Origin of the sequence: Micromonospora sp. NPDC023966, assembly GCF_040639095.1 — a bacterium.
Lineage (GTDB): Bacteria > Actinomycetota > Actinomycetes > Mycobacteriales > Micromonosporaceae > Micromonospora.
The window spans coordinates 81,832-93,896 of the sequence record NZ_JBEZZJ010000022.1 but is presented as its reverse complement, the minus strand read 5'-3'; the positions used below and the strand labels follow the sequence as shown (position 1 = coordinate 93,896).

Annotated in this window: 9 protein-coding genes; all 9 read right to left on the bottom strand. The window is 71.4% G+C overall.

Going from position 1 to position 12,065, the window contains the following annotated elements:
• Positions 1-80: 80 nt before the first annotated feature.
• The 9 genes from AB0F68_RS24660 to AB0F68_RS24620 all read right to left on the bottom strand — a co-directional run bounded on the left by AB0F68_RS24660 (position 81) and on the right by AB0F68_RS24620 (position 11,849).
• On the bottom strand, positions 81-1,970 hold the full coding sequence (locus AB0F68_RS24660; protein ID WP_357342203.1) for a ricin-type beta-trefoil lectin domain protein: 1,890 nt from the start codon (positions 1,968-1,970) through the stop codon (positions 81-83).
• Positions 1,971-2,123: 153 nt separating this feature from the next.
• A complete protein-coding gene (locus AB0F68_RS24655) occupies positions 2,124-3,590 on the bottom strand; it encodes a GH1 family beta-glucosidase (protein ID WP_357342200.1) in 1,467 nt (488 codons plus the stop codon).
• 47 nt (positions 3,591-3,637) lie between these two features.
• A complete protein-coding gene (locus tag AB0F68_RS24650) occupies positions 3,638-4,636 on the bottom strand; it encodes an ABC transporter ATP-binding protein (protein ID WP_357342196.1) in 999 nt (332 codons plus the stop codon).
• 55 nt (positions 4,637-4,691) lie between these two features.
• Positions 4,692-5,729, bottom strand: a complete 1,038-nt coding sequence (locus tag AB0F68_RS24645; protein WP_357342193.1) for an ABC transporter permease — start codon at positions 5,727-5,729, stop codon at positions 4,692-4,694.
• Between the two features lie 3 nt (positions 5,730-5,732).
• On the bottom strand, positions 5,733-6,710 hold the full coding sequence (locus tag AB0F68_RS24640) for an ABC transporter permease (protein ID WP_357342190.1): 978 nt from the start codon (positions 6,708-6,710) through the stop codon (positions 5,733-5,735).
• On the bottom strand, positions 6,707-7,873 hold the full coding sequence (locus tag AB0F68_RS24635) for an ABC transporter ATP-binding protein (RefSeq protein ID WP_357342188.1): 1,167 nt from the start codon (positions 7,871-7,873) through the stop codon (positions 6,707-6,709). The genes AB0F68_RS24640 and AB0F68_RS24635 overlap by 4 nt, the downstream gene beginning before the upstream one ends.
• 74 nt (positions 7,874-7,947) lie before the next feature.
• Entirely contained in the window at positions 7,948-9,624 is a 1,677-nt protein-coding gene (locus AB0F68_RS24630) for an ABC transporter substrate-binding protein (protein WP_238449308.1), read from the bottom strand.
• 120 nt (positions 9,625-9,744) lie between these two features.
• Positions 9,745-10,746 (bottom strand): LacI family DNA-binding transcriptional regulator, encoded by a 1,002-nt coding sequence (locus AB0F68_RS24625; RefSeq protein WP_357342185.1) that lies wholly within the window; start codon positions 10,744-10,746, stop codon positions 9,745-9,747.
• Positions 10,747-11,069: 323 nt separating this feature from the next.
• Entirely contained in the window at positions 11,070-11,849 is a 780-nt protein-coding gene (locus AB0F68_RS24620) for an FkbM family methyltransferase (RefSeq protein WP_357342183.1), read from the bottom strand.
• Positions 11,850-12,065: the final 216 nt, after the last annotated feature.

The window sequence follows — 12,065 nt, the reverse complement described above, 5'->3', positions numbered from 1 at the left end:
ACCCGCACCGCCGCACGCGGCGTCGACCCGGCCGCGCAGTCCGAGCGGTCGGTGTAGAAGCGGGAGCACAGCCCGCCGGCTCAGGACGGGAGCGTCCACTTCTGGTTGGCCCCGCCGGTGCAGGTCCAGATCTGCGTCTTCGTGCCGTCGGCGGAGGTGTTGCCGATGACGTCCAGGCACTTGTTCGCCTGGGGGTTCACCAGGTCCCGCCCGGCCGTCCAGGTCCACCGCTGGGCGGCGCTGCCGTTGCAGGTCCACAGCTGCACCCTGGTGCCGTCGGCGGTGCCGCCCCCGGCCACGTCGAGGCACTTGCCCAGCGAGCGGAGGGTGCCGTCGGCGGCCCGGGTCCACTGCTGGTTCGCCCCGCCGGTGCAGCTCCAGATCTGCGCCGGCGTGCCGTCGGCGCTGGAGTTGTCGGTGACGTCGAGGCACTTGCCGCCGATGCCGGTGATCGCGCCGGTCGGCGTGCCGCCGCCACCGGACTGGGTGCCGGACCAGGTGAATGTGGCGGTGGTGCGGGCCGGCAGGGTGTAGGTGAACGACTGCCCGCCCCAGACCACCTTCACGGACTGCGCGGAGGTGCCGCCGTTGTGCGCGAGCAGCGCCTTGGACCCGTCCGGGTTGCGGTACGCGACGTTCTGCACGGTGCCGTTGGCGGTGGAGTCGATCCGCACCGCCCCCGGCCGGACGAACTTGGTCAGGTGCCCCGTGGTGTAGTACTCGATCGTGTAGTCGACCTGGCCGGCGCGGGCGCCGCCCTCCTGGACGGTGATCAGGCCGGTGCAGGTGCCGCAGCCGCCGTTGTGCGGGCCCATGAACTGGTTGACCGCGAGGCTCCACTTCACCACGCTCCGGCTCCAGTTCCGGGCGTAGTTCACGATATCGGCCATGTCCTCGTTGTGCTGGTTGGTGATCCAGGTGCCGCCGGAGTGCTCGGTGCTGAACTGCGGCACCGCCGGGTACTGGCCGTGCACCTGGCTGCCGACCGCCGGGTCACCCCAGTAGCCGTGCCAGGCGATGCCGCCGAAGAGCGGGTCGGTGCGGACCGCGCTGTCGGCGAGCAGCCCGGAGCCGATGGTGCCGTAGTCGCCGTAGTTCCAGTCGTGCACGAGCACCTTGGTGGTGATGCCGGCGGCACGGAATGCCGGGTAGACGAAGTTCTTGGTCAGCTCGACCAGGCCGGAGGAGTTCCAGCTCATCCCCGGGTAGTCCATGGCGGTGGGGTTGCCGGCCTGGCAGCAGTTCGGCTCGTTCTGCACCGAGAGGTAGTCGACCTTCACGCCCCGGGCCGCGTACGCCTGGATGGTCTTGACGAAGTACTGGGCGTAGGTGGCGTAGTACTCCCACTTGAGCCAGCCCATCTGGTCCATCCGGCCGTTGTCCTTCATCCAGCCGGGCGCGCTCCAGGGCACCACCATCACCCGCAGCGCCGGGTTGAGCTGCCGGGCCTGCGCGGTGAGCAGTTCCACGTTGGTGTCGTAGCCGTTGGCGCCGAAGTCGCTCAGGTCGCAGCAGGTGTCGTCGAGCGAGACGTTGCCGGGCCGGGACAGGTCGGAGGCGCCGATCGGGTTGCGCACGTACGACAGGCCGATGCCGTCGGTGGGGCTGAACAGCTTGCGCATCACGTCGTCCCGGGTTGCCGCGCTCACCGGCCCGCCGCGCAGCAGGTACGCCGTGGTGTCGGTGATGGACGCCCCGGCGCCCTCGAAGGGCTGGTAGCGGGTGTTCTCGTCGACGGTGATGGTGTGCGTGGCGGCGGGGCTGGTGGCGGCGAAGCTCAGCGGGCTCTGCTGTTGCAGGCCCCGGGCGACGGTTCGTCCGCCGGAGTCGGAGGTGGTGGTCAGCCAGAGGTTGACCGTCTCGCCGGCGGCCTGCGCGGCGGGTGGCGGTGCGAGGGCGAGCGTACCGGCCGTGAGGCAGAGCGCGAGGGCGGCGCGGCCGGCGAGGCGGGGAACGGTGGTGGGGGACACGGATGCTCCTTCCGGATAAATCAACATCCGTAAATGAGAAAACCCCTCGCACCTGCTTATGTCAAGACGTGAAAAAAGCGCCCGACGTGGGTGTCCGGGCGCGGCGGGGCAGCCGCCCGGGAGGATCCCGCGCGGCCGCCCCGAGCGGCCGGGTCAGCTATCCCCGCGCACCCGCCGGATGGTGTCGCGGTACCAGAGCGCGCTGCGCTTGGGCGTGCGCCGCTGGGTGTCGTAGTCCACCCGGACGATGCCGAACCGCTTGTCGTAGCCGTACGCCCACTCGAAGTTGTCCAGCAGCGACCAGGCGAAGTAGCCGCGCACGTCCGCACCGGCCTGCCGGGCCCGGGCCACCGCCCGCAGGTGCTCGGTCAGGTACGCCACCCGGTCGTCGTCGGCCACGAACCCGTCGGCGTCCGGCTTGTCGTCGAAGGCCGCCCCGTTCTCCGTGATCACCATGGGCACGCCCGGGTAGTCCCGGTGCAGCCGGACCAGCAGCTCGGTGAAGGAGTCCGGCACGATCTCCCAGTCCATCGCGGTGCGCGGCAGGTCCCGGCGGATCACCCGGCGCACCGGCCGGCCGTCGTCGTCGCGATCCCGGCCCTGCTCGTCCACCCCGGAGTGCGCCTGCCCGAAGTAGTAGTTCACTCCGAGCACGTCGATCGGGGACGAGATGACCTCCAGGTCACCGTCCTCGACCGGGATGCGCACCCCCTCGGCGGCCAGGTCGGCCACCACGTCCTCCGGATACCGGCCGCGGAAGAGCGGGTCCAGGTAGATCCGGTTGCCCAGGCCGTCCGCCGCCCGGGCGGCGTCCCGGTCGGCGGGGCTGTCGGTGGCCGGGTCGGCGGTCGCCATGTTCAGGGTGATGCCCAGCTCGATCGGGCTGCCCGCCGCCGCGCGCAGCCGCTGCGTCGCCAGCCCGTGCCCGAGCAGCAGGTGGTGCGCGGCGGCGATCCCGGCGCCCAGGTCCCGCCTGCCCGGCGCGTGCAGCCCGTACGCGTACCCGAGCATCGCCGAGCACCACGGCTCGTTCAGCGTGGTCCAGGTCTTCACCCGGTCGCCGAGGGCGGCGAAGACCAGCTCCGCGTAGTCGGCGAAGCGGTGGGCGGTGTCCCGGTTCGGCCAGCCGCCCGCGTCCTCCAGCTCCTGCGGCAGGTCCCAGTGGTAGAGCGTCACCCACGGGTCGATCCCGCGGCCGAGCAGCTTGTCCACCAGGCGGTCGTAGAAGGCCAGCCCGGCCGGGTTCGCCGGCCCGCGCCCGCCCGGCTGCACCCGCGGCCAGGCCACCGAGAACCGGTAGGTGTCCAGACCCAGGTCCGCGATGAGCGCCACGTCCTGCGGCATCCGGTGGTAGTGGTCGCAGGCCACGTCGCCGTGGTCGCCGTTGGCCACCGCGCCCGGCACGCGGCAGAAGGTGTCCCAGATCGACGGCGTCCGGCCGTCCTCGGCCACCGCACCCTCGATCTGGTACGACGAGGTCGCCACCCCCCACCGGAAGGCCGGCGGAAGGGTGTCGATCGGGTCGGCCTGCCCGTGCGACGACTCCAGCTCGGCGCGTCTGTCGCCGCGCGACGACCTGGAGCCGTCGGTGGCGGTGGAGCGGGTGAGGTCGGTGTCCATGGTTCTCCTCGCGGTAGCGGGTCGTTCGGTCGGACGGGGAGCGGGGGTCAGCGGGGGGCCGCGGCGGCGACCGGGTGCAGCCAGCAGGCGACGTCCCGGCCCGGTTCGGCGGCGCCCAGTGCCGGCACCTTCTTGTCGCACGGGTCGAACGCTTTCGGACAGCGCGGGTGGAACGCGCAGCCCTCCGGCATGGCCCGCAGGTCCGGCGGGGAGCCGGGGATGCCGGTCAGCTCCCGGCGCGGTCCGCGCAGCGCCGGGAAGGAGTGCAGCAACCCCTCGGTGTACGGGTGCAGCGCGTGCCGGTACAGCTGGGCGGCGGGCGCCTCCTCGACGATCCGGCCGCCGTACATGATGGCGATCCGGTCGGAGAACTCGACCAGCAGCGACAGGTCGTGGGTGATGAACAGCACCGCGAAGCCGAGGCGCTCCCGCAGCTCGGCGAGCTGGCCGAGGATCTGCCGCTGCATCACCACGTCCAGCGCGGTGGTCGGCTCGTCCATGATGACCACCTGCGGCTCCAGCGCCAGCGCCATGGCGATCATCACGCGCTGCCGCATGCCGCCGGAGAGCTGGTGCGGGTAGCTGTCCAGCCGGTCCGCGGCGATGCCGACCAGGCGGAGCAGGTCCCGGGCCCGGGCCAGCCGGCCCGCCGCCGTGCTCGTCGGGTCGTGCGCCTTGATCACGTCGAGCAGCTGGGTGGAGACCTTGTGCACCGGGTTGAGCGAGTTCATCGCGCCCTGGAAGACGATCGAGGTCTCCGCCCAGCGGAACCTGCGCAGCTGCGCGGGGCTGAGGGTCAGCACGTCGACCGGCGGGCCGTCGGTCGGGTGGTAGATCACCTGGCCGCCGCTGACCACGCCGGGCGGCGGCAGCAGCCGGGTCAGCCCGTACGCCAGGGTGGACTTGCCGCTGCCGCTCTCGCCGGCCAGCCCCAGCACCTCGCCGCGGTGCAGGGTCAGGTCCACATCGCGTACGGCGTGCACCGCCGCGTCACCGAGTCCGTAGTCGACCCGCAGCCCGCGGATCTCCAGCACCGGATCACTCACTTGAGCCTCCCTTCGTTCGCGACTGCGGGGCTCCGCTTCGCTGCACTCCTCGCGCTCACGGTGTGACCTCCTCTCGGGGGACCGGCACCGTACGCGGGGTCGGGGCCAGCACGGGGGTGAAGCCGACCCGCATCCGCACGCTGCGACCGTCGGCGGTGCGGATCCGGGTCTTGCCGGCGCTGCGCAGCCGGGGGCTGACGAACTCGTCGATGCCGAAGTTGATCAGGGCGAGGGCGGTGCCGAGCAGCGCGATGGCCAGCCCGGCCGGGACGAACCACCACCAGGCGCCCTGCGCGAGGGCCTGCTGGCCCTGCGCCCAGAACAGGATGGTGCCCCAGTTCCACGACGAGATCGACGAGATGCCGATGAAGGCCAGCGTGATCTCCGACATGACCGCGAAGATGACCGTGCCGACGAAGCCGGACGCGATGATCGCGGTGAGGTTGGGCAGGATCTCGAACAGGATGATGCGCCAGGTCCGCTCGCCGGTGGCCCGGGCCGCCTCGACGTAGTCACGGCGCCGCAGCGACAGCGTCTGGGCGCGCAGCACCCGCGCCCCCCAGGCCCACGAGGTGAGGCCGATGATGAGCGCCACGAGCGTGTCGCTGGCCTGCTCGACGATCGACGTCACGATGATGATCAGCGGCAGCGCGGGGATGACCAGGAACACGTTGGAGACTGCCGACAGGCCCTCGTCGGCCGCCCCGCCGATGTAGCCGGCCGTCACGCCGATGAGGATGGACAGGATCGTCGCCAGCACTCCGGCGAGCAGGCCCACCACCATGACGCTGCGCGCGCCGACCAGGATCTGGCTGAAGATGTCCTGACCGAGGTGGGTGGTGCCGAACCAGTGCCGGGTCGACGGCGCCTGGAGCACGTCGGCGCTGCGCGCGTCCGGGTTGTACGGCGCCACCCACGGCCCGATCACCGCGAAGAGGCAGTAGATGCCCAGGATGACCAGGCCGGTCGCGGCCTTGGCGTTGGCGACGAAGCGGAACCGGCGCCGCTTCGCCCGGCCCGGCGCGGCCGACGGCTGGGCCATCGCACCCTGACCGGGGATGACCTGCTCGATGCTCGACGGTGAGATGGTCATCGCTCAGCTCTTTCGGGTCCGCGGGTCGAGAAGCAGGTACGCGACGTCGGCGAGCAGGTTCGCCACCAGCACGGAGATCGTGATGATCAGGAAGATCCCCTGCATGAGCGGGTAGTCCTTGTAGCCGACCGCCTGGAAGAGCTGGTAGCCGAGGCCCGGGTAGGAGAACACGATCTCGACGAGCAGCGTGCCGCCGACGATGAACCCGAGCGACAGCGCGAAGCCCGAGACGTTCGGCAGCAGCGCGTTGCGGGCCGCGTAGCTCAGGGCCACCCGGCGCTCCGACAGGCCCTTCGCGTGGGCGACGGTGATGTAGTCCTCCGACGAGACGGTCACCATCATGTTGCGCATGCTGAGGATCCACCCGCTCATCGAGGAGACCAGGATGGTGGCGGCGGGCAGGACACTGTGCTTGATCGCGCTCGGGATGAAGTACCCGTCGAACGCCGGCACGAGGCCCGCCTCGTAGCCGCCGGAGGACGGGAAGAAGCTCCCCGGCCCGGTGAACACGGCGATGGCGACGAGACCCAGCCAGAAGTACGGGATCGAGGACAGGAACGTCGTGGCCGGCAGCAGCCCGTCGACCCAGGAGCCGCGCCGCCAGCCGGCGCCGACGCCGAGCCCGGTGCCGACGAGGAAGCTGATGATCGTGGTGATGCCGACCAGACCGACCGTCCACGGCAGGCTGTCGCCGATCACTGTGGACACCGGCGTGGGGAAGAAGGTGAATGACAGCCCCAGGTCACCGTGGAGCAGCTGCCGCCAGTAGTCGAGGTACTGCTGCCAGATGTTCTCGTGCGCGTCCAGCCCGAACAGCACGCGCAGCGACTCGATGGCGTCGGCGCTGATCCGGCCCTGGTTGCGCGAGATGAGGGACTGCACCGGGTCGCCCGGCACCAGCCGCGGGATGAAGAAGTTGAGCGTGATGGCCGCCCACGCCGTGAACAGGTAGAAGGCCGTGCGCTGCAGGAGGAATCTCATCGTGGCTCCCCCAGGGTGGCGGTGTCCGTCCGGTCGAGCGCCGCCGCGGGCGGTGGCACGGCCGGGTCGGCGTCGGGCGCGGCCGAGCCGGGGGCGTCGGCGGCCACGGTGTCCGGGTCGTAGAGCCAGCAGGCCGCCCAGTGATCGGGCCGGTCGCCGATGGTCAGCCGCGGCGGCAGGTCCACCGTGCAGCGCCGCATGGCGTGCGGGCACCGGGGATGGAACCGGCAGCCGGCGGGCGGGGCGATCAGGCTCGGCGGCTCGCCCTGACCGCGGTCCTTCCCGGCGGCCGCGTCGACCGCGGCGCCGCCGCCGGTGATCCGCTCCGGGTCCGGCGCCGAGTCGGTGAGCAACCGCGTGTACGGGTGGGCCGGGTTCTGGGTGACGGTCTCGCTGTCGCCGCCCTCGACCATCCGGCCGGCGTACATGACGATCGTCTCGTCGGCGAAGTAGCGGGCCGAGGCGATGTCGTGCGTGATGTACAGGATGGCGATGTTCAGCCGGTCCTTGAGGTCCTGCAGCAGGTTGAGCACGCCGAGGCGGATCGAGACGTCGAGCATGGAGACCGGCTCGTCGGCGAGGAGCACCTCCGGGTCGGCCCCGAGCGCCCGGGCGATGGCGACGCGCTGCCGCTGGCCGCCGGACAGCTCGTGCGGGAAGGCGTCCAGGTAGCGCTCGGGCGGGGTGAGACTGACCCGGGCGAGCAGCTTGGCGAGGGCCCGGTCCAGATCCTCGGCGCCGCGCCCGGCGTTGCCGTGGATCCGCAGGGACCGGGTGAGGTGGTAGCGGACGGTGTGCACCGGGTTCAACGAGGCGAACGGGTCCTGCAGGATCAGTTGGACCCGCCGCACGTACGACCGGAACGGCCGGCCGCCGCGCACCTTGGTCGACGTGCCGTGCAGGCGGAGGTCGCCGGCCGTGCGGGGATAGATCTGGGCCAGCAGCCGGGCCACCGTGGACTTGCCGGAGCCGGACTCCCCGACCAGCGCGGTCACCCGGCCGCGACGCAGCGCGAACGATACGTCGTCGACGGCGTGCACGACGGCCGGCGTCCGGGAGAAGAGGTCACGCAGCCGCCTGCGGACGGGGAAGTGCTTGGTCAGGCCGACGGCCTCCAGCACCACCTCGTCGGCCGGCGCCGCCGCGCTCTCGCTCAACGTCATGCCGAGTTCCTGTCTGAGCGTGGGGTGCGCCTCCCCGGCCGGCCGGGAGCCGGCCGGGGAGGCGGTTGGCGAGGTCAGCCGTTGGCGGGCTTGAGGTGCAGGACCACGTCCAGCGCGTTGGGCTGGGTGGGCTGCATGGCGCCGTACGGGTTCGAGTCGTCCGGCCAGCCGGTCCAGTTCTTCGTGCTGTACGCGCCGCCGATGTTGTCCGCGCCGACCGGGATCATCGGCATCTGGTCGACGAAGATCTTCTGCAGCGTGTTCATGGCGGTGGTGCGCGCGGCCTCGTCGGTCGCGTTCGCGTAGGCGACCAGGGCGTCGGTCGCCTCCTTGTTGTTGAAGCGGCCGAAGTTGCCGGCGGGGGAGGCGGTGCCGATCGGCTTGAGCTGCCGGCCGTCCATGATCGTCCGGTAGATGTCGTACGGCGTGGCGCCGCCCTCGGTCCACCGGAACGTCGCCTCGAAGTTGCCCTGCTCGACGTTGCGGAACCAGGCGTCCTGGTTGGCCTTGTCGACCGTGGCGGCGATGCCGATCTTCGACAGGTTGTCCTTCACGATCTCCAGGCTGGTCTGGTAGTCCGACCAGCCGGCCGGGTCGGTCAGCTTCAGCGTGACGGCCTTGCCGGTCTTGTCCTTGAGGGTGTTGCCCTCGAGCTTGTAGCCGGCGCCGGTCAGCAGCGCCTTGGCGCCCTCGACGTCGACCTTGTGCTCCTGGCCCTTGAACTCGGGCGCGACGAACGAGTCACCGGCCGGGCTGGGCAGGCCGGTCACGCTCTTCACCTGCGGGTGGAAGTAGCCGGCCTCGGCCGTGGTGAAGATGTCGGCGCGGTCGATGACCATGTTCATGGCGCGGCGCAGCGCCGGGTCGTCGAACGGCTTCTTCGTCGTGTTGAGGTAGAGGCCGTGGATGCCGAGGATCGCCGGGGCCCACACCTTGTGGTGCTCCTGGTCCTTGGCCACGAAGACGGCCTGGTAGTTGGGGATGAAGACGAAGCTCCACTCCGACTCGCCGTTGGCCAGGGCGGTGGTCTGCGCGCTGTTGTCCGTGTAGGAGGTGTAGCGCAGTTCCTTGACCTTCGGCAGGTCCTGCCAGTAGCCCTTGTCGCGCACCGACAGCGTCATGCTGGCCGGGGTGAAGGACTTCAGGGTATACGGGCCGCTGCCGACCGGCTGCTTGACGGTGTCGGTCGTCGGGTCGCTGATCTTCTCCCAGATGTGCTTGGGCACGATCGGCACCCGCCACAGCACCTTCTGCTGGTTGACGAACTGTGGGCTCTCCATCTTGATGGTGACCTCGTTGCCGCTGGCCGTCGCGTCCGTGTAGGGCACGCCCTGGTCGTTCAGCGCCGGGTACTTCTTCACGAGGTTGTAGGTGAAGGCGACGTCCTCGGCGGTGACCTTCTGCCCGTCGGACCAGGTGGCGTTGTCCCGGATGGTGACCTTCACCGAGGTGTAGTCCGACGACCACTCGGCCTTGGTGGCCAGCCACGGCTTGAACGGGTCGGCCGGCTTCACCGGGTTCCACATCATCAGCGGCTCGTAGATCTGCCAGCGGTAGCCCAGCGACGCCGCGGCGGACGTGGTGAGGAACGGGTTGTTGTTCTCGGCCTGCGGCCCGTTCGGCATGCCCACGTTGAGCACCGTGGCCGCCTGGCCGTTCTTCTTGTTGGCGTTCGGGCTGTCGCCGCACGCGGCGACGCCGGTGGCCATCGCGCCGGCCAGCGCGACGGCGAGGAGTTGCCTTCTTCTCATGGAGGTCTCCCTCGGTGCTCCCGCAATCCTGCGGCGGGATGTGGTGGATGGAGGGTGTGCGGTGTTACCACCGGCGGACGGGACGCCCGCCGGTGCGGGTGGAGCTACATCGGTGCGAGGTCAGGTGGTGCCGGTCGAGGCGCGGACGGTGAAGGTGGTGGGGATGACGGTCGGGGCGTGGGGCAGCGGCGTGCCGGCGAGGTGGGCGATGAGGGTACGGGCGGCGGCCGCTCCCATCTCCCGCAACGGCTGGCGGACCGAGCTCAGCGGTGGGTGGGTGTGCCCGGCCAGCGGCAGGTCGTCGAAGCCCACCACCGCCACGTCCTCGGGGACCCGCCGGCCGGCGTCCCGCAGCGCCTGGAGCGCCCCGGCGGCGGAGAGGTCGTTGTGGGCGAAGACGGCGTCGAACGGCACGCCGTCGGCGAGCAGGCCTTCCACGGCGGCCCGCCCGCACTCGAAGGTGAAGTCGCCCTCCACGACGAGGGCGGGGTCGATGGGCAGGCCCGCGTCGGCGTAGCCGTCCGCGAAACCGGCGAGCCGTTCCCGGGTGCAGCCGAAGCGGCGCAGGCCGGTGACGACCAGCGGCCGCTTCCGGCCGTGCGCCAGCAGGTGCGCGGCGGCGGCCCGCGCGCCGGACTCGTTGGTCGTCCGCACCGACGGGAAGCCCGGCTGGTGGCCGCGGTCGTCGATGAGGATGACGGGCAGGCCGCGCTCGTGCAGCTCGGTGATGTAGTCGAGGGTGCCCTCCGGCTCGACCACCAGCAGGCCGTCGAAGGACTTCGCCGATACCTGGGAGGCGAACCGCCGCATCGACTCGTCGCCCTGCGTGCAGGTGAACAGCAGCATGCCGTAGCCCTCGGCCTCGACCACGTCGGCCGCGCCCTGGAGCACCTCGCCCATCCAGGGCCAGGTCAGAGCGGGCACCAGCATGCCGACCACCCGGGTACGCCCGCGGGCCAGGCCGACCGCGCGGGCGCTCGGCACGTACCCGAGGGCGTCGATGACCGCGCGGACCCGGTCGGCCGTGCGGACGTGCACCTCGCCCTTGCCGTTGAGCACCCGGGAGACGGTCGTCTTGCTCACGCCGGCGCGGGTCGCGACGTCGGCGATGGTGATCGGCACGTGACGCTCCCGGGGCGCAGGGGTGTGGTGGATGTTTCGGAACCGGTTGCGGAAGCGGTTCCGTCGCAGTCAACCGAAGTGGCAGCGGTCACGTCAATAACGGGCGGATAACGAAACACGGCTAAGTTCGAAACCTGAAAAAAGCGTCCCTGGACAGCGCGGCCGATCAAGGGTGCGAGCAGTGTCGATGCGAAAAACCGGTTGCCCGCGGCGGGCGGTCGCGCCCCGGCGGGTCAGCTCCGAGGCGGTCTGCCGCCAGGTCCGCTGGGCGCCGTCCCTGCTGGACCGGATCGGCGCCTTTGCCGCCGGGTCACCTCCGCCGGTCAGGCCGGCCGGGCGCGGGCATAGACATCGCCCGAGTTGGCCTCGTACGGCAGTGCCCGCAGGTACGCCGCCACCTCGTCCGCCGACCGCCAGCCGGGCAGGGCGAACGCCATCTCGTCGCCGAGCGCCACGGTGAAGTCGGTGAAGCCCAACCCGGTGAGCCGGTCGAGGCAGCGCGCCGCCAGGTCGCGCGCGATGGTGGTGAACTCGAACGACAGCGCCGGCGGCGGGCGGCTCAACCCGGCCAGCACGGCGTCCTCGAAGCCCTCCACGTCGATCTTCACGAAGGCCGGCTCCCCATGCGCCGCGACGAGCGCGTCGAGCGTGGTGCCGGCCACCTCGATCTCGGCGTCCCAGACCTCGTGTGCCCAGCCGCCGGCCCCGTGGGCGGCCCGCAGGAACCCCGCCGACGCGGTGGAGATCGTCGGGTTCGCCGAGTTCACGTGCAGTCGCACCGGCCCGGTCCGCGCCCCGCACGCCGCCTCCACCACGGTCACCCGGTCGTCATCCGCGTAAAGGGCGTGCAGGGCCCGGGTGCAGAGCGGCTGCGGCTCGACGGCCACGACCCGGGCGCCCAGCCGGCGGAAGCTGCCGAGCCGGTCGCCCACGTGCGCACCGACGTCGAAGACCAGGTCTCCCGGGCGGACCAGGGGCGCGTAGAACGCGTCCATCGCCGCCTCGCGGGCCGGGTCGCCGTAGTACGCCTCCAGCGACCGACGCAAGCCCGACATGGTGGGATCCGCCTTGAGCGCCTCGATCACCCCGATATGACCGCCCATCACCTCGACGCTAGCCGCGCGAGCCCGTTCGTGAGCCACTTTCGGATGACCGGCCGGCGCCCCTCAGCCCAGCCTCCTAGGACGCGCTAGCGAGTGAGATGCGGTCCCCACCGCGGGATCACTCGGGCGACCCGGGCATCCTCACGGCGTCTCGACGACCTCCTGGCGGAGGGGCCAGAGGGCTGCGGGAACGAGCTTGAAGGCAGCGCTGATCGA